The organism is Acinetobacter amyesii (assembly GCF_023499985.1).
Classification (GTDB): domain Bacteria; phylum Pseudomonadota; class Gammaproteobacteria; order Pseudomonadales; family Moraxellaceae; genus Acinetobacter; species Acinetobacter amyesii.
On record NZ_JAMCOU010000028.1, the window covers coordinates 129,177 to 150,236 of the forward strand.

Consider the following 21,060-nt stretch of genomic DNA (forward strand, 5'->3'; position numbering starts at 1 on the left):
TGCACCTGAGTTACAGTCAGACGACATGTAAAGTCAAAGGACATAAAACCTGAGTTCAGCAGACTAAGGTAGAGCAAAACAAGGTGAGTGGATATGCAAACAAGGATTGAGCATGATTTACTGGGTGCTAAAGAAGTGCCATTTAGTGCGTATTACGGCATTCATACCCAACGTGCATTAGAAAATTTTAAAATTTCCCATTTAACGGTTGGACAGTCACTGCATTTTATTCGTGCTTTAGGCTTTGTCAAAAAAGCAGCTGCACAAAGTAATTTTGATTATAAAAAAATCAGTGAGCAACAGCTTAAAGCCATTGAATATGCAGCTGATCAATTGATTGAACAGCCACAGCAATGGGCAGCGTCATTTCCAATTGACTGTTACCAAGGTGGGGCAGGTACATCGGTCAATATGAACTGTAATGAAGTCATTGCCAATATTGGTTTGGAATACTTGGGGGAGCAAAAGGGGAGTTACTCGATTCTGCATCCGAATGACCACGTCAACAAATCCCAATCGACCAACGATGTTTATCCAACAGCACTACGGATCAGTTTATATCACCGTATAGAAGACCTGCTTTTAGCACTGGATAAATTGATTCAAACCATTCGTGCGAAGGTAGCTGATTTTAAACATGTGTTGAAAATGGGCCGTACACAGTTGCAAGATGCGGTTCCGATGACCATGGGACAAGAGTTTCAAGCCTTTGCCACTTTACTGAATGAAGATATGCGTTTGATTAAGAAAATGCGTGAATTTTTATTGGAAATCAACTTAGGTGCAACGGCAATTGGTACAGGGGTGAATACACCTGAAGGTTATGCGCAGCATATTACGGCACGTTTAGCTGAACTCACTGGATTACCAGTCAAAGGCGCCGAAGACTATGTTGAAGCCACCAGTGACTGTGGCGTATTCATTCTGATTTCAAGTACCCTAAAACGTCTGGCATGCAAACTATCAAAAATCTGTAACGACTTACGTTTACTCAGCTCAGGTCCACGTACTGGGCTGGCCGAAATTCGCTTACCAGAATTGCAAGCAGGTTCATCCATTATGCCCGCCAAAGTGAACCCAGTGATTCCTGAAGTGGTTAATCAAATTGCCTTTAAAGTCATGGGTAATGATTTAACCATCAGCATGGCAGCTGAAGCAGGACAATTACAGTTGAACGTGATGGAACCTGTGATTGCGTTGTCACTGAATGAATCGATTGAATTGCTTCAACATGGCATCAGCAGTTTGGATGAAAAATGTTTTGCAGGCATTCAAGTCAATGAACAACAAGCCTATGACTTGGTCATGCGTAGTGTTGGCATTGTGACTTTGCTTGATCCAATTCTTGGACATGACCGCTGTGATGCCATTGGTAAACAATGTATTGCTGAAAACAAAACCATTCAAGAAGTGGTGCTGTCTCAGGGATTGATGACGGAAGAGCAATTGAAAGAAGTCTTTTCTTTTGAAAATTTAATCTCGGAAGTTCGAAACTTCGAAGCACCGCTGCAAGACATTGCTTAATTGCAAATGAAGTTCGCAGTGACTGCTAAATAAATTTTTTTTAGTTAAATATGGAAATAAACAAAGTTTTGCATGCAAAACAAAATAAGGACAGGTGCTTGAGATGAATAAAACCATATTGATAACAGCGATGATGCTGTCTTTGAGCGCAGCTGCCGCTAGCGTTCAAGCCAAAGAGGATCCATTAGAGTGGAAAAGCGACGATGGCACACAATCGTTTAAATTGGGTGGAGCTTTACGTTTTAATCATCGTTATGAACAGTGGGAGCCAAGTGATAAACGCGGCATAGGCAAACTGGATTTTGATATTTTCCGTATCGACTTAAAAGGCAAATCAGGTGATGCCTATTTGAATGCGAGCTATTTAATTCAAGATCAGGAAAAAACCTCAATTGAAAAAGCCTATGTGGGTTATAACCTAGACAAAAACAACAGCATCGAAGCAGGTTTTGTCTATAAGCCATTTGCGCTTTATCCATATCCGCAAAATGGTTGGACCTATCATATCCCGTTCTTCTTGGGCTATGGCAACAACATCGCGCCGGGGATTAACTGGAATTACAATAATCCTGAATGGGATGTGAAAGTTGGTTACTACCCACGTATGTTGGAAACCAATTTACGCTATTCACCTGAATCTGCAACTTATGATGATCTTTCAGAGAATCATTTACCCTTTCAAGCTGCTTATCAAAACGAAAAGCACAATCAGCTGAATACTCGTATTGTACGTAAATTCGGTAATGATCAAATCGGGAAACACGAGGTCGGTATATCTGGATCTGCCGCACAATTGCATAACAAAACGACCCGCGATGAAGGTAGTTATTATGCCGCTGGGATTCATACCAACAGCAACTACCAACGTTGGAATTTACAGTCTTCGGTGATTCATTATCAATATGATGCTGAAAACCCTGAAGGTGTAAGTAATGACATGACCTTGATGGGCGCAAATGGTTTAACACCAGCCTATTTCATTGCCTCTGAAGGTACAGTTTCGAGCGTCAATTTGGCATATACATTACCTGTTCAAAATATGGGTAAACTCAAAGCCATTCGTTTTTACAATGACTACAGTTATTTAGACAAAGAACGCAGTGACTGGTCAGCTTCGCAAATGAATACCACAGGTGCAATGTTTATCGCTACACCATTTATGGTGTGGGCAGATTATACTTGGGGCAAAAATGCCAATATTATTGGTGGGGCGACCAATGGCACAGGCTTTACTTCAGCAACATCTGAAAATAGCGATAAATGGCTGTATCGCGTCAATTTAAATATTGGCTTTAACTTCTGATCGATATCCAACAAGCTAAAACCTCTGTTAAAGCAAAATGGCTTTGATCGAGGTTTTTTTATTGGAACACTTAAGATGCATTCAGATGTATTTAATCTTCATATTTTATGTCTTTGTTTTAAGTTAAATCAGGGCTATGGCGTATCAAATTTAAGATTTACTAAAAAAAATCGTTTATGAATTAACTGAGCATCTGTTCATTTAACTCTCAGTTTATCTTAGTTAAACCATGTCCTAAGCAGATCAAAATTTAGAAAATTGTCAAAATCTCCTCGATAATGGCTTGCTGCTATTGCAGAGCATGGTTATAGCAAAAACTTTATTCGGGCTTTGGTACGCAAGGTCAGATGATTTAATGGCATTTTGTGTTACTAATTTTTATAAGGTAAACGGGTAATTTCGCCTTTTACAAGTAAATTCAAATCTTCAAACATTTCCATACTTATATTTTAATTTAACTTTTATAGATTTGGATCACTCTCTCGTGAGGGAGGTAATTTGCTTTATTCTTTAAAATACATATTTGGGGCTAAAGATAAGCATATTGCGACAATTAGAGTCTTGTCATGTTTTCTGCATTTTTCGACGATATCCTTCAGTATTATGCAGATATGAACTTATATTTTTGCAAAATTGTCTTTGGTTTAGACTTATGGGGGAATGGGGTACTTGATCTTAGGTCTTTGACATTGGATTTGCTGCCATATATTGGCTTATGAATATAAAAAGCATGCTCAAAAAGGTGAAAACATAACTTGGCAGCTCAGTTTCTTCGCTTTACTGGCACTACAAATGTCACCATGCACATTTCCAATAAAACATATAGCCATGCTTGCTGCTGGATTTATTATTCCGTCTTTAGTGTTGATGTGGTTATATAAACGCAGTGAACGCCTTAGCCAAGCTGCATAAAAAAAGCCCCCACATTTGAGGGCTTTTTCGTTATTTTACTTCGGGTAAATCAAACCAAATCACTTGAGCATCTTCAAGCGCTTCAATTTGGCTATCTTCTAAGAACGCAATTGCACCACCAGCTTCAACTTTATGTTCAGCAATTTGCACTGAACCTGAAATAACATGGATATAATTGATATGCTGCGTTGCATGGATGTCTAAAGATTGACCTTTCGTCAAAAATGCAGATTTAACTTCCGCCTGCTGACGAATATGCATAGCTGCATTGTCATTTGGACCGACAATTAAATGCCATTGATTGGGTTGATCACGTGGATCACATTTAATTTGTTGATAGGTCGGTTCAGCATCACGTTCATTTGGAACGATCCAAATTTGTAGTAAATGCACATTTTCATCACCTTGGTTCATTTCGCTATGGCGCACACCTGTACCTGCGCTCATGAGCTGCCATTCACCCGCAGAAATGCCACCATGGTTGCCCATGCTGTCTTTATGCGTAATGGTGCCTTTTAACACACAGGTCAAAATTTCCATGTTGTCATGTGGGTGTTGACCAAAACCTTCATGGGCTGCAATTAAGTCATCATTAATTACACGAAGCGCACTAACGCCCATGTACTTCGGGTCATACCAGTTACCAAAAGAAAAGCTGTGTTTAGACTCAAGCCAGCCCATTTTTACGTGACCACGGTTTTCACTTGGATGTAAAAAAGCATTCATGGCATTCATCCTTATCTTAATTATTGAACATATGCCTATTTTAGGATTGAACTAAATAGGGATATATAGTTTTTTAGCGACAATTCATCCTATTTTTGCAACGCTCAGCCAAGATTGAGTCTTTTGTTATGCATAAAGGCGCAACTATAAAAAAGCCTGCAAGAAGCAGGCTTTTTTAAATATGACTAAAATTATTCTAAGAATTTAACAGTCACACCAGATTTCACTTTCTTACCTAAGTCATTTGCATCCCAGTTGGTCAAACGAATACAACCGTGTGACGCAGTTTTAGAGATTGCAGATGGGTTCGGAGTACCGTGTATACCAAATGATTTTTTGCTCAAACCAATCCAGATATTACCAACAGGACCATTTGGACCAGGTGGTAAAGACAATGGTTTTCTGTTGTTGCCTTGAACAAAGTTAGAAGGTGAGTAGCTGTACCAAGGGTTTGGTGCAACACCTGTTACTTTATATGTACCTGTAGGTGATGGTGTATCTGAACTACCAATCGTTGCCGGGAATGAACCGATCATTTGGTTGCGGCTATTAAACAAGTAAAGTTGTTTCGCGCCTTTATGTGCAACGATCAGGTGAATATCTTCAGGAACTTCGTTACGAATATTCGCTACTAAGATTTTTTCACCAGCTTTTTTAAATGTCGCTTTTGGATTCAACTTTTTCAAAAAGTCTTCGTCCATGTGGAATTTTTCACCTAACATTTCAGTCACACGTGTGTAGTACAAGCCTTTCATTTTTGCTTGTAATGCATAGTCGTGTGGAATTGATGCTGCATAAGGACCTTTCAAGTCTGCATCAGTCAACGTGTATTCAATGAATGCAGGTTTAGAACCTTGTTTCGCAATCAGCGCATCCCAAGTTTCTTTAGTTAAAGTCCCTGTAGGTTTCAACCCATTCATTTGTTGGAATGAAGCGATCGCCTTTAGGGTATTTTTACCACTGGTACCATCAATTGCACCCGGTGAAGCATGAGCATTATTGAGCATGACATGCGCACGTGCATAAACAGGGAATTGACCTTTACCAATGTTGTCATACCACTGTGCATTATTTAGGTCATTTAAACCCCAAGCAACTTTGGCAGCAGGCGAAGTTGATGTTGGAGTTGTAGCAGTCGCTGTAGCAGGTGCAGCACCGATGTCGGCTTTGACATCTTCTGATTGTTGCAGGCTGTCTAAAGTTTGCGATGCTTGGTTCAGATCTTCTTGTTCTTGAGCGCTAATCTGGCTAGTTGCAGATGAAGCTTCAGTCGCTAACGGATCAATGGGATCCTGAACTGCAACATTAGTCACTTTTTTTGGCGTTAATGGTTGTTCAGCAGTAGATGCGGCAATAGCTGTACCAGCAAATATGCAACTTAGGCTCAGTGCGAGCATGGTGCGAACGAACATGTAATTCAACCTTAAGAATTATTCATTTACTGTGTATTAAAAACTGGCTAAGTATTACAGAAAAAAAGTGGAGATGCAGTAGTTGTTTTGTGTAAATATCATTTTTGGCACTCAACATGATCGGTTTTTAAATGCTTGAGAAGTTATTATATTTACAACCTTTTTGATATGATGATGCCAATATCGAATTAAGTTGGGAAAGTGAATGACGACCTTAAAAAATGATCGTTTCTTGCGTGCCTTATTACGTGAACCGGTAGATGCAACTCCGGTTTGGATGATGCGTCAGGCTGGCCGTTATTTACCAGAGTATCGTGAAACACGTGCCAAAGCAGGTGATTTCCTATCCCTTTGTAAAAATACAGAATTTGCTTGTGAAGTTACTTTACAACCTTTGCGTCGTTATGACTTAGACGCTGCCATTTTATTTTCAGACATTTTGACTGTACCTGATGCGTTGGGTTTGGGACTGTATTTTGAAGCAGGTGAAGGTCCGAAGTTTCATAAAACCGTACGTACCGAACAAGATGTACTGAATTTACCTAAATTTAATGCCAAATCTGACTTAGATTATGTCATGAATGCCGTGACTACAATTCGTTCAGCTTTGGGCGGACAAGTTCCTTTGATTGGCTTCTCAGGCAGTCCTTGGACACTGGCAACCTATATGGTGGAAGGCGGTTCAAGCAAAGATTTCCGTTTTACAAAACAAATGATGTATGCACAACCTGAAGTGCTGCATGCCTTATTAGACCGTTTGGCTGTGGCGGTGACTGAATATCTCAATGCGCAGATTGATGCAGGTGCGCAAGCCGTACAAATCTTTGATAGTTGGGGTGGGGCATTAGCACACCGTGAATACATTGAATTTTCACTGAACTACATGCAAAAAATCGTGGCAGGTTTACAGCGTGAAAAAGATGGACGCAAAGTCCCTGTGATTTTGTTTACCAAAGGTGGTGGTCAATGGTTAGAGCCAATGATTGCAACGGGTGCAGATGCTTTTGGTTTAGATTGGACTACGCCATTAAATGTAGCACGTCAAACAGTCGCAGGCCGTGCAGCTTTGCAAGGTAACTTAGACCCAGCAACATTATATGGTTCGCCTGAAGCGATTGCGAAAGCGACACGTGCCATGTTAGATGATGCATATGCCAACGGTGAAAAAACCGGTTATGTGGCGAACTTAGGTCATGGTATTACCCAGTGGGTAGATCCAGCCAATCCAAAAGCCTTTATTGATACGGTACACGAATATAGTGCCAAGTATTTATAAGGCTTTAGGGAAATTGGTTTAGGATTCAACCGTGGTCAAGATGATAAAATCATGTTTTGAGTTCTCTTATAAGGCAGCTTCGGCTGCCTTATTTGGGATATTACTGCTGATCGCTTTTGCTTTAACTGCAGCAATGGGAAGTCAGGAATATTTTGGCTTTTTCCGTTATGACTATTTATTGTTTTATGCACTGATCATTCAAGTGTGTTTACTCTGCTTAAAACTCGAGTCTTGGGCGGAAGCGAAAGTCATAGCACTGTTTCATATCCTTGCAATGGGGATGGAAATATTTCTGACCCATCCACATATTGCCTCATGGCAATATCCGCAGCCTGCGGTTTTTAAACTGCTGACTGTGCCATTATTTGCAGGTTTTATGTATTCGGCGGTGGGGAGTTTCTTTGCACGTTCGTTACGTCTATATCAGGTGTTGTTCAGTAACTTACCGCGTTTTGGCAATATGCTGTGCTTAGCCGTTTTGTCATATCTTAATTTTATGACCAAATTTTTTGTGCCAGATATTCGTATGTTTTTGTTTGCTTGGAGTGTGGTGATCTTTTGGAAAACCAAGCTCAGTTTTCAATTACAAAATCATGTGATTCAGTTGCCGATGTTACCTGTACTGTTGATTTTGGCATTTTTGATTTGGATCGCAGAAAATATCAGTACCTTCTATCAAATTTGGTTATATCCAAGTCAGGTCGATGCATGGCATATGGTCGGTTGGGGGAAACTCGGTTCTTGGTATTTGTTGCTATTACTCAGTTTGGTTTTAGTGCTCAAAATCCTTGGAAAACGTGATGAAAATGGTACTTGGTTGCTCAAAAAATAGTGAATAAGAACGTATTATTTTTAGCCAAAAGTTTTAGATGAAAATGTTTTGCCTTATCTGAAAGATCAAGTTAATCTACAGGTGTGTAATCAAAATTACACATGTTTTAATAATTAAAAACAATGGAATAAAATTCCCTGGAGAAGTGCTATGTTAAAAAAATTAGCTTTAGTTGCAGTCGTTGCACTAGGTTCTACAGCTGCTTTTGCTGACCGTGACGTAGGTTGTGGTGTTGGTTCTCAAGTTTGGGCTGGTCAATCAGGTAAAATTCCTAAAATTTTAGCTGCGACTACCAACGGTATTTTTACTAACCAGTTACTTGGTATCACCTTTGGTACTTTAGGTTGTAGCGGTACAGGTACAGTGACTGCTCAAGCAGTAACATTTACCAATGAAAATGCTGAATCACTTGCTCGTGATATGGCGGTTGGTCAAGGTGAGAGCCTGAATGTTTTGGCTGAGCTTTTAAACATCCAATCAACAGATAAAGCACGTTTCTTTGCTGTGTCTAAAGCAAATTTTGCTGAAATCTATTCAGCTGAAAACCAGTCTTCTCTACAAGTACTTGCTTCATTACAAAGTGTAATGGCAAAAGACGAAGTACTTAAAGCATACGTTTAATCGATGCTTTCAAAACCCTGTCTCTCGGCAGGGTTTTTTATTATCTAAAATATATTAAAATGGATTTGAATATAACTGAATGAAATCAATTGCTTTATTTTGTACTTTTATGATTCCGAGCATCATATATGCTCAGCAAGTTGTAGATTCTACTCCCTCTAAAACCGTAGAGTTACAGCGATATATTGAACTTGCACAATCAAAAAAACTGTCTGAACACATCAGTTGGCAGCGACTTTTATATACAGATCATAAAGGACAAAGTGAAGTTGCCTATAAAGGTTACTTTTTGGCCGAAAATGGCCGTCAAAATGCCCAAGCCGAATTAGAGGCAGATGTTGCTGCACTGTTTCAAACCGCCGAACCTAATCAAGCCTTTCGTTGTCGTTTCCCAGCGCGTAGTCAGTGGCTGATGCAAGAGTTATCCATCCGTTCAGAGCAGTTACCTGCGGTAAGTTGCCCTGAGTTTGATGAATGGTTTGGAAAAATTAAGCCTTATAAAGCGACATTAATCTACGCCACAGACTTTATGGGTAATCCAAGTTCTATGTTTGGACATACCTTATTGCGTCTCGATCCGAAAAATCAGAAAGAGCTAAATTTGGTGTCCTATGCCATTAACTATGCGGCTACTGTTGCTGGAGAAGATAACTGGTCTTATGCATGGAAAGGCTTAACAGGGCAATATCCTGGCGAATATTCCTTGATGCCGTACTACCGTAAAGTGAAAGAATATGGTGATTTTGAAAGTCGTGATTTGTGGGAATATGAGCTAGCACTAACCGAGCAAGAAACCAGTTATTTGGTTAAACATATTTGGGAAATGCAAAATGTAAGTTTTCCCTATTATTTCGCCAGTGATAACTGTGCATATCGATTATTGGGCTTAATGGATTTGGTTCGCCCGACACTGAATTTAACCCAGAAATTTAAAGTCGCTTCCATTCCCGTTGAGACGATCAAAGCGATCAATGATGAACAACTGATTCAAGCAGCGGTTTATCGTCCTGCATTAGAAACGCAGCTTTTGTCACAAGCGCAGCAACATGGATATCGTTTAGCACGCGAAGCGCATAAGCTCGCTGAAATTAAACCTGAGAACATGTCTACAGCGCTCTCACAGTTTAATGAAGTAGAGCAAGCGAAAATATTGGAAATGGCGTACGACCATCTGTATTTATTGCTGATTGGGAGAAAGGTGAGTGCGGAAGAAACGCAGCCTAAATTACGTCAAATCTTGGCCTTACGTAGTCAATCTTCGCAACCAAAACAACGGACTGAACCTAAGCAACCAAGTCTAGACCCAGTCAATGGACATCATGCGCGAAATTTTTCAGCCGCAGTAGGTGAAGTTCAAGGTGAAAAGTATATCGAACTTGGTCATCGTCAGGCTTATCATGATTTGATCGATCCGCAAGGTGGCTTTCGGATTGGTACGCAGTTGATGTTTTGGGATGGCTCGATCCAATATCGAGACGACCAACTCAAACTCAATCATTTTGATTTTTTATCGGTCAACTCCTACAATCCGATCACGCCATTTAAAACACCGCTAAGCTGGGGGGTCAATTTTGGCTGGCAGCAAGTGTCTGTAGATGCAGGTCAATTTAGCGAAAAGAAACAACATGGCGTTGCTGAATTCAAAGCACAATCTGGTTATAGCTGGGCCAATCAGGAACGTACACATTTGTGTTATGTGCAGTCTCAAATGCAGGTGCAGGGCGGTAAGTCTCTAGATGATGGATGGCGAGTGGGCCTTGGGCCGACACTGGGTTGCCAAAATATTTGGTCAGAAAAATTCAATAGTTTGGTTCAAGCAGAGCTTCCGTATTGGGAAGATACACATCAATGGAATCTGAAACTCGATGCTGAATTACAATATATCGTCAACCAACAAAATGCTTTAAGACTAGGATACGAATACCAGCAACAAGATGATCAAGATTGGAATAAATTGAAATTGAGTTATGTATTTTTCTATTAATTTTTAAGATAGATAAAATGTGAAATATCAAATAAATTTGTTTTTTTATGTAAGTAAAGCAAGGTATGATTGCTAGCTTTGTAATAGCTGTGGTTTGTGTCACCGAATGAATCAAGAATGTATTACAGGTCTAAGTCAGACTTGGAAAGATATTTGTGATCAATATACTGAAAATGAACATCTTGCAGCTTTGCAATTTATCCAGAAGCATGTTGAGCATTTAGTTACTGTTTTTTATGAACAAATGTCGCGAGAACCAGCGTCAGCTGAATTTTTTAAAGACGATATTATTCAAAAAAGGCTCATCGACACCTTAAGAAAATGGTTATTAGAAACATTTAATGTTGCACTAAATAATGATTTTGAAATTTCGGTTAAAAGGCAGCAAAAAGTTGGAATGGTGCATGCGCGTGTCGGCATTCCGTCATGGTTGATTATGCGTGGTGTACGTGAAATAGAACGTAAAATATTTGAAATTTTAGAGCTAAACCATACGCAAAATATTCTCCATATGTGCAGTTATATTGTACAAATTATCGGATTTAGCACAGAAATTATGTGCCGATCTTATGAGATCAATACGGAAAAAAAGCAAGAAACCAAGCATAATTATCGCTTATTTTCAGCGATGCAAGATGTTGCAGTGCATAAAGATAAACAACGTGGTTCATTGCTCAATTGGGAAAATGAATTGATGTTTAAAATCTTTTCGGGAAATGTCAGTTTTTATCATTCCTTACTTTCAAAATCAGAATTTGGATTGTGGTTTATTCATAAAGCGGCATATGCTTTTTCGGGTTCAGATCAGGTTCAATTAATTATTGATCGAATTTATCAAGTGGATGAGCTAACGCAGCAAACCACACAAATAACGGATAAAGATCAACTGCAACATTTGATTCAACAGATTCGAGACTTAAATCGTGAAATTCAGCATTTAGTCGATCAATTATTTCAGGTGGCTGAATATATTGAGTCAGGCAATGATTCTTTGACGCAACTCCTAAACCGTCGTTATCTTAGTACTATTATTTCACGTGAAATTACTTTTGCACGTCAAAATGAAACGCCTTTGTCTTTGCTAGCCTTTGACGCGGATTACTTTAAAATGATCAATGATAAGTTTGGTCATGCGGCAGGTGATCTTGCACTGAAATTTATTGCCGAAGCTTTGCAGCGTTACAGCCAAGGTAGCGATTATGCATTCCGTATTGGTGGCGAAGAGTTCTTGTAACTCTTGGTGGACACCAATGTAAACCGTGCGATGAAAGTTGCAGAAAATATTCGCCAATATATTGAAAACGGAGTGATCCGAACAGTACAAGGTCAGCAATTTAGTTTAACCGTTAGCGTTGGTTGTGTGCAGTATAATGGTCATCCTGACTATCAACGTTTACTAGATGCTGCCGATATAGCACTCTATGCTGCCAAGAATACAGCTCGTAACCGTATTTACGTTGCTAAAACTGATCAGCAAACAAGATCATCTTCATCCTAAATGGATATTCACTTAATTTTGCTTTGTAGAAAATCTAAAAATTTTGCTTTTTGCTCTACATACTTGGGATGAACTTTAGCTTCATCCCATTTTTGTTTAAATACTCGTGCAGCAGCAGCTTTGACGGGATCCTCTTTTTGTCTTGGAAGCTCTTCGCGTCCATGTGCACCACTTAATCCTTTTTTATCATTAGGGACTGGACCCTCATATTTTTTACCACCTTTATGGTTGGCATAGCGACGTGCACGTGTAAAACCCATCTGCAAAAATTTACGTGCCATATCTGCACCGACAAAATCTTCAGCGTCTAAATACTCTTCAAAAAGTTGCCAAATTTTGGTACTGCTTTCGATGGCTTTTTCTTCATTAGCAAATCGCCAATAAGGCAAAATTTCAGATTTATAAGGCTCTACGAGTAATACACCTTGTTCACCACGTCCAATTCTATAAAGTTCAGGGTGTTCGCGAAAATTTATCTTTTTAAAATCTAAACTGTAATCAAAACTATTGGAATGAACGCGTGATACACGCTTAGGTGTGGGGATGGATTTATTATTCATATTCACTCCATTACAACCTTACTCTATTTCAAGCTTAAGCTTAAAAAGTAGCCCCAGTTGGGGCTACTTTTTATTTTGTCTTTTTGCTGGTGGATTTGGCTTTGGTCGTCTTGGGTTTTTCTCCCTTAGACTTGCTTGCCTTAGCATCTGTTTTCTTTGCTGTTGAAGATTTTTTTGTTGCTTTCTTCTCAGCTTTTGGCTTTTCATCTTTAACTTTAGTGCTTGTTTTTGATGTGCTGGCTTTTTTAGGGGCCTCTTTTTTGTCAGCTTTAGATTTCGGCGAACTTTTAGTTGACGCAGATTTTTTAGCTTTTACTTTTTCATCTTTAGTTGCAGTTTCTTTTTTAGAAGTGCTGTCCTTAGATTTTTTTTCAGCAGTTTTCTTTGTTTCTTTCTTTGAATCTTGACTCGATGCTTTAGCTGATTTTTTTACTTTATCCTCATTCTTTTTTGCAGTTTTTGCCGTAGTTTTCGCTGTCTTTTTCTCATCTTTTTCAGTTGTCTTTTTTGCGGCTACCATAGTGATCACCCTTAGTTAGTAAAAAAAAGAAAATAGCAATGAATCTAAAGGATTCATCTTGTTTTCAATGTACGGACTAATCTTGAATATGGGGGGTGAGATCATGTTATGAAATGTTTAATTTATGAACAGAAATACATTAAGTAATTGATATCAATTTTATGCTGTAGTTTTGAGTTACAAGTCTTACAGCACGGTTACAAACAATATTTTTAAAAGATATTTTTTCAAAATAAATATTTTGGGCGATTAAACTTCTACAACCACATAGTATTTTTTGACGGCTTCGACAACTTCAAACTTGCCCTGAAACGATGGGGGAATAATGCCCGCTTGGCCAGCGGAAACCTCGATATATCCACCTTGTTGATCATGAATACGTACTAATCCTTCAAGGATAGTAAAAAACTCTTGTTTGTTCGGTGCAAAGACAATATTCCATGCGCCAACTTCACATTGCCAAATCCCGCAGTCCATATTGGGGTGTACATACAGGCTTGCAGTTTCACGTTTAGGATTGCCCTGAACCAAACGGTCTGGGCGAGGGAAGTCTATGCTGTGTTTGGCTTGCGCTAAACCCTGACCGGCAATATATACATCTGACATGATTCATCCTGAAAATAGTGCTTTGCTATCAAAGCAAACGATTTGCGACATTAAAACACAAATAAAAAAAGCCTCAAGAGTTTGAGGCTTTTTTATGAGTGCTAACGCTGAATGTTCTGTTAATAGCTTTCAGGCACAGCACTTAAGAATTCACGGCGTTCTTCTTTATTGGTTTTAAAGTCACCGACAAAAGAAACGGTACGTGTTGTAGACTCTTGTTTACCTACACCACGCATCATCATGCACATGTGAGCTGAATCAATCACCACAGCAACACCACGTGCACCAGTCACTTCAGCCACAGCTTCAGCGATCTGCTGAGTGAGGTTTTCCTGAATTTGTAAGCGACGGGCAAACATTTCTGTAATACGTGCGAATTTTGATAAACCTAAAACATTGCCTTCTGGGAGATAAGCAATATGTACGCGACCATAAAAAGGTAATAAATGGTGCTCACACAAAGAATAGAATTCGATATTCTTAACTAAGACCATTTCACGGTTATCTGATGGGAAAACCGCATTGTTGGTCACTTCTTCAAGTGTCTGGCTATAACCAGAAGTAAGATATGAAAAAGCTTTAGCAGCACGCATAGGCGTATCTTTAAGACCCGGGCGATTCAGATCTTCACCAACGGCAGTTAGGATATTTGCGTAGGATTGCTGCATAGACATAAGACGTGTTCACTTACACTGAGAGATTGAACAAGGACGGCATTGTAGCAGAAAACTATTACAATGCCTTCTTTTGGAGTTAAATCCGATTATTGTTTAAACTGTGGGTTTTTTTCTGCACGTTTAAGCAGAACCAGTACAGCACCTGTGCCGCCTTGTTTTTCTGGGGCGCTCACAAATGCCAATACATCACGATGTTGACGTAACCAACTATTTACATAAGTTTTTAAAATTGCTTCTGGACCTTTGCCATGCACAATTTTAATGACGTTTTGATTGTCATCTTTCGCCATTTGAATAATTTGCAGCACGGCAGAACGGGCTTCTTCAACAGTGCAACCGTGTAAGTCGACAGCTTCAAACCAACGTAGATTACCAGCTTTCAAATCTTCAAAAACTTTATGTTGTAAGGTTGCAATGCGATAGCTTAAAGCAGCTTGACTGGCAACAGGGTTGAGCATCGCTTGCGTATCAGAAAGTAATGCATCATCTGTTTCCATAGGACCAATTGCAGCAGCACGTTTAGCCAACGTTTGCGCATCAGGTTTTTTACGACCCACTTTTTCCATTTTTGCAGTATTTCCTGCATTCATTTTTTGAACACCTTGCATTTGCTTTTGGAAAAGCGCGAAGTCTTCTTCCTGCTCTTGTTCAACAGTCTTTGGCGTTGGCTCAGGCTGTTTAGCAATCGTTGAGGAATGTGGATTCGTAATTTGCTTTTTAAAAGATTTCAGTAGGTTGTACTGATCTTTTGAAAGCGAAGAATCGTGTTTGCTCATAAATACAGTAAAACAGGCATATAAAGGTGAATGAAATTATTATAGTCTTTATTTACATTGAATTGAACAAGGTTAAGTTCATATGAATTAGATTATAAACGATCACTAAACCTAATTACTTAATATTTATCAAGGAGGGCAACGGTTGAAAAAGAAGGTAATATTGATCACCGAAGTACATGATGCTTTACCAAATTGGTATAAAACTTATATAAGTTTTTATTGCAATGGGCGTTTTAGTTTAAAACATTTAGAAAATGGACAAAGGGATGTCCATATACCACCTTCACTAAAAGAAATTTACTGGGAAAGTATGGCGATGCTTATGCCATATTGTTTTGAATCGTATGCAATCATTTTGCATCAGCCTAACCAACATCTTTATGGTGGGCAAGGTGTATTGAAAACACGACAAGATATTTATCAAGCTTATGGTATTAAATTTGACCCATTAGATGCATTAAATATTGAAACCTATGCCGCATTTGATGAAATCATGTGGAGGAGCGATGTAGAAATTGCTGGATGGGATGTTGATAAATTACAGAATGGGGAATGCAGTATAGAACAGTTTGATTTTACTGTGTCGTGTTTAAATACCTTTCAAAATCAAGATATATTTTATCATTATGGCATTTTGAAAAGTATTGCGTATGGAAATATAAATAATGACTTCTCAAAAAAAGATTACCGACTATTTAAAGGCAATGGCTTGCTCGATTATGCTGAATTAGTTGAAACAGTAGGTATAAATACTCAGCCTGACGGAATATTTTGTGGGCAAGGGAAATGGGCCATTATCACGGATTATGATCAGCCCTATACTTTTATTGGAGGGAGTCTGGATTTAATAGATTCGGTAATATCTACAACATACGATATTTACCGTATTCAACCCAAATATAAGGTTGAAATTTCCGCCATTCGTCCTTCGAATTAAGTCTCAGGATGCGTACACCCTGAGACTTTTATTTTATATTGATTTTGGAACACAAAAAAGCTCCTTAAACGCCTGATCAGGGCGTGGCTGCTTCATAAAACTTTCACCGACCAAGAATGCATAAATGTCATGTTCTTGCATCATCGCGACATCAGCAGGTGTTGCAATACCGCTTTCTGTCACAAGTAGGCGAGAAGGCTCAAGTAACTTCTTCAAACGTAATGATGTGTTGAGGTCAACATCAAAGGTTTTTAGATTGCGGTTATTGACGCCAAGTAGACAGTTGTCAGAAAGACGCATTGCACGCTCAAGTTCTTCTTCGTCATGTACTTCAACCAACACGTCGAGATTGTGCTCAAAAGCAGTTTTCGACATTTCTTCGAGTTGTTGATCAGACAAACAAGCCACGATTAATAAAATACAGTCCGCATGTAAAGCGCGTGCTTCAATTACACCATAAGGGTCAATTAAAAAATCTTTACGTAGCGCAGGTAAGTCACAGTTCGTACGTGCAATCTGAATGTTTTCATCGGCACCTTGGAAAAAGTCGACATCAGTTAAAACAGACAAACATGCCGCACCAGCATCTTGATACTGCTGCGCAATTTCAGCAGGGTTAAAGTTTTCACGAATAATGCCTTTCGATGGTGATGCCTTTTTAATTTCAGCAATCACCCCCGGACGTTTAGAGCCGAGGTTTTGTGCAAAACCTCGAATGGGTGTAGCTGCTTGAGCTAGCTCTTCGACATCTTTATAGCTACGTTGTTTAAGACGGGCTGCAAATTCTTCTTTTTTACGGTCAACAATTTTACCTAAAATTGTATTGGCGATATCTACCATGATTTGAGTCCTAATCTTAAGCTTCGTATTCTTTTAAAGTTTTCGTAAATTCAGACAAAATGCCCATTTTCTCTAGTGCTTGACCGCCATAAATAATGTCATGTGCTAATGCAACACCTTGTTTATAGCTATTGGTTAAGCCTGAAACATAAATGCCTGCGCCTGCATTTAGGGCAATCATATTCGCGGCTTTATCACCGAGTGCAGATTTGTTTTTACCTAAAGCATCTTTGATCAATTTTAGACTTTCCGCAGCACTATCTACAGATAGACCTGTTAAGGTTTGCGACTCTATATCTACAGCTTCCGGCTGAATTTCCCATTCAGTGACTTCGCCATCCTTGAGTTCAGCAACATAAGTACTTGATGCAAGGCTAATTTCATCTAAACCGTCTTTTGAATGCACCACCAAGACATGTTCTGCACCGAGTTGTTTTAAAACTTCAGCCATAGGACGACATAATTCTGTAGAGAAAACACCAATCACAAAACGTTTTACGCCGGCCGGATTCGTAAGCGGGCCAAGTAGGTTGAAAATACTACGGAAGCCCAATTCTTTACGTGGACCAGCAGCATATTTCATGGCTTTATGATGATTAGGTGCAAAGAGGAAACCCACGCCCATTTCACGAATACAGCGTTCAGTTTGCTGCATGTTAAGGTCAAGGTTAATTCCTGCTTGTTCTAAAAGATCAGAAGAGCCTGATTTTGATGAAACACCACGACCACCATGTTTAGCAATAGTTGCACCTGCTGCTGCAATAACAAAACTAGACGCAGTAGAGACGTTAAATAAGTTTTGACCATCACCACCTGTACCAACGATATCCACCAAATGTGGCAGATCACTGACATCAATTTTGATCGCAAACTCACGCATTACACGTGCTGCGGCAGTGATTTCATCAATACTTTCACCTTTTTGGCGTAAGCCCATCATCAGTGCGCCAATTTGAGCATCGGTTGCTTCACCTTGCATGATGGTGCGCATCACTTCTTCCATTTGAGGTTGAGTGAGTTCAATATTTTTCGTGATGTTATTTAAAGCTTGTTGAATATTCATAATATTTTTTGCACTCGATTATGCGTAAATTTCTAAGAAGTTTTTAAAGATTTGATGGCCATGTTCACTAAGAATCGATTCAGGGTGAAACTGCACGCCTTCGACAGGCAATGTCTTATGTTTGACTCCCATGATTTCTTCCATCGTGCCATCTTCTTCATTGGTCCAGCAGGTCACTTCTAAACATTCTGGCAAAGTCGCTTGATCAATCACCAAAGAGTGATAGCGAGTAGCGGCAAATGGAGAAGGGAGGTTGCTGAAAATGCCTTGATCGCTGTGATACATGTCAGATAAACGACCGTGCATCACTTTATTAGCGCGAATAATATCGCCGCCAAAAGCTTGTCCTATGGCTTGGTGGCCTAAACACACACCCAGTAAGGGAATTTTTCCCGCAAAGTGTTGAATCGCAGGAATTGAAATACCTGCTTCACTTGGCGAACAAGGGCCAGGACCAATGACTAAATACTTCGGTTGCCATCGCTCGATATCTTCCAATGTCACGGCATCGTTACGTACAACTTTTACTTCCTGATTTAACTCGCCAAAATATTGGACGATGTTGTAGGTAAAAGAGTCATAATTGTCGATCATCAAAAGCATGAGCGTATTAACCTTTGAAATTTATGCACTTAAATGTGCTTTGAATAGTCCGAAATGATTCTAAATAGTTGTATATTGACCCAAATATCGTGTGGATATTTTAAATAGAAAAACAGTGAAATATTTAGAATGCAGCCAATCATAGCAAATATTATTCAATTTCTGCTGAACAATTTCGCCAAAGTTCATCGCAACTGAAATCATTTCAATAAATTTTCGACTTATAAATTTGGGATTTAATTTGAACAAGACATTAGGCTGAATTTAAGTGGGTAAAATATGTTCAATTGATATTTTAAAAAGATCTGCTTGATGTCGTTAAAAATAGCAATTCAGGCTCTAGATGGAAAAATATGAACCGTTTTGAAGCAAAATCACCAAAATGGAGCACAATTAATGTAAAGGTAAATTGATTAAAATTAAAACATAATGGTTAAATTAACGTCAAAAAATGGGTACTTTACGCGCTCAAAAAACCTAAATATCGATCATGAATATAGTGATTACGCTGATTTTTTTCCATCTATAGCTAGCTAAGCCATTAGTTTCTATCGTATTTAAATTCGACCTTAAAGCTTTGATAAAATCTCAATGATTTTATCGTTGAAAGCGATTAATCATTTTGGTGCAAAACCAAGTTGCACTATTTTGATACACCTGCGAGAAGTTTTTAAACAAAAGTGATGAAGAGTGGCTGAATATGGTGCATTTACTGTTACACACAGTATAATAGTCGAAAAGCTAGGAGCTAAAATCTTCTATTCTGATAAGGAATTCAATATTTTAGCTTGGCTTTTAAAAGTTGGTACGGTAATTGCTTAATAACTACCAACTACTAACACGCACTTCAGTGTGCACAAAAAAATCATCGGAGCAAAATGAGCATGGCGAACAAGGTCCTTCAACTCATCCAAGAAAGTGGCGCAAAATGGGTCGATTTTCGCTTTACTGATACTAAGGGTAAAGAACAACACGTAACTTACCCAGCAGATTCAATCGACGAAGATACGTTTGAAGATGGCAAAATGTTTGATGGTTCTTCAATTGCTGGTTGGAAAGGCATTGAAGCATCTGACATGATCTTACGTCCAGATGCAGAAACTTGTTTTATCGACCCGTTCTTTGCAGAAGCTACAGTTGTTGTGACTTGTGATGTTATCGAACCTTCAACTGGTCAAGGTTATGAACGTGACCCACGCTCTATTGCTCGCCGTGCGGAAGAATACCTAAAATCAACTGGTATCGGTGATACTGCTTATTTTGGTCCAGAACCAGAATTCTTCGTATTTGACGAAGTAAAATGGGACATCGATATGTCTGGCGCGCGCCACACATTAATCGCTGAAGAAGCTGCTTGGTCTACTGGTAAAGATTACGAAGCTGGTAACTCTGGTCACCGTCCACGTGTGAAAGGTGGTTACTTCCCAGTTCCTCCTGTAGATTCTTCACAAGATATGCGTGCAGATATGTGTGCAAAAATTGAAGACATCATGGGCCCAGGTCGTGTAGAAGTACATCACCACGAAGTTGCATCTTGCCAGCTTGAAATCGGTGTAAGCTTCAACACTATGGTTCGCAAAGCGGACGAAGTTCAACAGTTCAAATATGCTGTTTGGAACGTTGCTCACCAATATGCTAAAACTGCTACATTTATGCCTAAACCAATGGTTGGCGATAACGGTTCTGGTATGCACGTTCACATGTCGATCTCTAAAGATGGCAAGAACTTGTTTGCTGGTGATGAATACGCTGGTCTTTCAGAAATGGCGTTGTACTTCATTGGCGGTGTGATCAAACACGCTCGTTCATTGAACGCAATCACAAACCCATCAACTAACTCGTACAAACGTTTAGTTCCACATTTCGAAGCACCGATTATGCTTGCTTACTCAGCACGTAACCGTTCAGCTTCTATCCGTATTCCTTACGTTTCTAGCCCTAAAGGCAAACGTATCGAAGCACGTTTCCCAGATCCAATGATGAACCCGTACTTAGGTTTCGCTGCACTTCTTATGGCTGGTCTTGACGGTATTCAAAACAAGATTCACCCAGGTGAAGCTGCTGACAAGAACTTGTACGACCTTCCTCCTGAAGAAGAAGCTAAAATCCCTACAGTGGCTCATAGCTTAGATATGGCGCTTGAAGCTCTTGCAGCTGACCATGATTACCTTCTTAAAGGTGGCGTGTTCACTAAAGAAATGCTTGATGCCTACATCGAACTTAAAACTGAAGAAGTTCGTCGTCTTAACACGACTACTCACCCAGTTGAATTCGACATGTACTACAGCTTGTAATTCTGTACAGAATTGCACTGTAAAAAGACCCGCCTTGTGCGGGTTTTTTATGAGATGGGTTAAGATAAAGCAAAGAGTTGAATGAATATCTAA

At 39.3% G+C, this 21,060-nt stretch carries 19 protein-coding genes and 1 pseudogene; 10 read left to right on the plus strand and 10 right to left on the minus strand.

Features of this window, described 5'->3' with window-relative positions:
- Positions 1–93 precede the first annotated feature (93 nt).
- From M5F03_RS07725 to M5F03_RS07735, 3 genes are all read left to right on the plus strand, one after another.
- Positions 94–1,524: an aspartate ammonia-lyase gene (locus M5F03_RS07725; protein ID WP_249707838.1), complete on the plus strand. Its 1,431-nt coding sequence runs from the start codon at positions 94–96 to the stop codon at positions 1,522–1,524.
- A gap of 103 nt (positions 1,525–1,627) precedes the next feature.
- Positions 1,628–2,827: a putative porin gene (locus tag M5F03_RS07730; RefSeq protein ID WP_218948579.1), complete on the plus strand. Its 1,200-nt coding sequence runs from the start codon at positions 1,628–1,630 to the stop codon at positions 2,825–2,827.
- A 708-nt stretch (positions 2,828–3,535) separates the two neighbouring features.
- The gene (locus M5F03_RS07735; RefSeq protein WP_180076854.1) at positions 3,536–3,739 is read left to right on the plus strand and encodes a hypothetical protein; all 204 of its coding nucleotides are present in this window, start codon (positions 3,536–3,538) and stop codon (positions 3,737–3,739) included.
- A 30-nt stretch (positions 3,740–3,769) separates the two neighbouring features.
- On the opposite strand, the gene M5F03_RS07740 is transcribed toward M5F03_RS07735, so the two are convergent.
- The gene (locus tag M5F03_RS07740; RefSeq protein ID WP_249707840.1) at positions 3,770–4,465 is read right to left on the minus strand and encodes a pirin family protein; all 696 of its coding nucleotides are present in this window, start codon (positions 4,463–4,465) and stop codon (positions 3,770–3,772) included.
- A gap of 191 nt (positions 4,466–4,656) precedes the next feature.
- Positions 4,657–5,877, minus strand: a complete 1,221-nt coding sequence (locus M5F03_RS07745) for a L,D-transpeptidase family protein (protein ID WP_078191979.1) — start codon at positions 5,875–5,877, stop codon at positions 4,657–4,659.
- Positions 5,878–6,082: 205 nt separating this feature from the next.
- Here M5F03_RS07745 and hemE point away from each other — a divergent pair, with 205 nt between their 5' ends.
- The 5 genes and pseudogenes from hemE (at position 6,083) to M5F03_RS07770 (ending at position 12,088) form a co-directional block, all read left to right on the plus strand.
- On the plus strand, positions 6,083–7,153 hold the full coding sequence (gene hemE, locus M5F03_RS07750) for a uroporphyrinogen decarboxylase (protein ID WP_078191978.1): 1,071 nt from the start codon (positions 6,083–6,085) through the stop codon (positions 7,151–7,153).
- Between the two features lie 40 nt (positions 7,154–7,193).
- Positions 7,194–7,985 carry a DUF817 family protein gene (locus tag M5F03_RS07755; protein WP_249707934.1) on the plus strand — a complete coding sequence of 264 codons (792 nt, stop codon included), beginning with the start codon at positions 7,194–7,196 and terminating at the stop codon, positions 7,983–7,985.
- A 150-nt stretch (positions 7,986–8,135) separates the two neighbouring features.
- Positions 8,136–8,606 (plus strand): DUF3015 family protein, encoded by a 471-nt coding sequence (locus tag M5F03_RS07760; RefSeq protein ID WP_078190276.1) that lies wholly within the window; start codon positions 8,136–8,138, stop codon positions 8,604–8,606.
- A gap of 79 nt (positions 8,607–8,685) precedes the next feature.
- Positions 8,686–10,590, plus strand: coding sequence for an Lnb N-terminal periplasmic domain-containing protein (locus M5F03_RS07765; RefSeq protein WP_372491133.1), 1,905 nt, complete (start codon positions 8,686–8,688; stop codon positions 10,588–10,590).
- A gap of 106 nt (positions 10,591–10,696) precedes the next feature.
- Positions 10,697–12,088, plus strand: a pseudogene (locus M5F03_RS07770) (diguanylate cyclase).
- A gap of 8 nt (positions 12,089–12,096) precedes the next feature.
- Here the strand turns inward: M5F03_RS07770 and M5F03_RS07775 are convergent.
- The 5 genes from M5F03_RS07775 to M5F03_RS07795 form a co-directional block, all read right to left on the minus strand.
- The gene (locus tag M5F03_RS07775; RefSeq protein WP_180023378.1) at positions 12,097–12,648 is read right to left on the minus strand and encodes a DUF4385 domain-containing protein; all 552 of its coding nucleotides are present in this window, start codon (positions 12,646–12,648) and stop codon (positions 12,097–12,099) included.
- Between the two features lie 70 nt (positions 12,649–12,718).
- Positions 12,719–13,168 carry a hypothetical protein gene (locus M5F03_RS07780; protein ID WP_180084007.1) on the minus strand — a complete coding sequence of 150 codons (450 nt, stop codon included), beginning with the start codon at positions 13,166–13,168 and terminating at the stop codon, positions 12,719–12,721.
- Between the two features lie 249 nt (positions 13,169–13,417).
- A complete protein-coding gene (locus M5F03_RS07785; RefSeq protein WP_078191972.1) occupies positions 13,418–13,774 on the minus strand; it encodes a cupin domain-containing protein in 357 nt (118 codons plus the stop codon).
- A gap of 119 nt (positions 13,775–13,893) precedes the next feature.
- The gene (gene folE / locus M5F03_RS07790) at positions 13,894–14,442 is read right to left on the minus strand and encodes a GTP cyclohydrolase I FolE (RefSeq protein WP_171262632.1); all 549 of its coding nucleotides are present in this window, start codon (positions 14,440–14,442) and stop codon (positions 13,894–13,896) included.
- A gap of 95 nt (positions 14,443–14,537) precedes the next feature.
- On the minus strand, positions 14,538–15,227 hold the full coding sequence (locus M5F03_RS07795; protein ID WP_078190270.1) for a Smr/MutS family protein: 690 nt from the start codon (positions 15,225–15,227) through the stop codon (positions 14,538–14,540).
- A 145-nt stretch (positions 15,228–15,372) separates the two neighbouring features.
- Here M5F03_RS07795 and M5F03_RS07800 point away from each other — a divergent pair, with 145 nt between their 5' ends.
- Positions 15,373–16,167, plus strand: coding sequence for a hypothetical protein (locus tag M5F03_RS07800; RefSeq protein WP_249707844.1), 795 nt, complete (start codon positions 15,373–15,375; stop codon positions 16,165–16,167).
- Positions 16,168–16,200: 33 nt separating this feature from the next.
- Here M5F03_RS07800 and trpC read toward each other — a convergent pair whose 3' ends face one another.
- Genes trpC through M5F03_RS07815 form a run of 3 tightly spaced genes read right to left on the minus strand, consistent with a single transcriptional unit; the run spans position 16,201 to position 18,673 of the window.
- Positions 16,201–17,007 (minus strand): indole-3-glycerol phosphate synthase TrpC, encoded by an 807-nt coding sequence (trpC, locus tag M5F03_RS07805; RefSeq protein WP_249707846.1) that lies wholly within the window; start codon positions 17,005–17,007, stop codon positions 16,201–16,203.
- A 16-nt stretch (positions 17,008–17,023) separates the two neighbouring features.
- Complete coding sequence (gene trpD / locus M5F03_RS07810) at positions 17,024–18,070, minus strand: anthranilate phosphoribosyltransferase (protein ID WP_078191968.1); 1,047 nt, start codon at positions 18,068–18,070, stop codon at positions 17,024–17,026.
- Between the two features lie 18 nt (positions 18,071–18,088).
- Positions 18,089–18,673, minus strand: a complete 585-nt coding sequence (locus M5F03_RS07815) for an anthranilate synthase component II (RefSeq protein ID WP_249707848.1) — start codon at positions 18,671–18,673, stop codon at positions 18,089–18,091.
- An 878-nt stretch (positions 18,674–19,551) separates the two neighbouring features.
- Between M5F03_RS07815 and glnA the strand changes: the two genes are divergently transcribed.
- Entirely contained in the window at positions 19,552–20,967 is a 1,416-nt protein-coding gene (gene glnA / locus M5F03_RS07820) for a type I glutamate--ammonia ligase (RefSeq protein WP_171263711.1), read from the plus strand.
- Positions 20,968–21,060 lie beyond the last annotated feature (93 nt).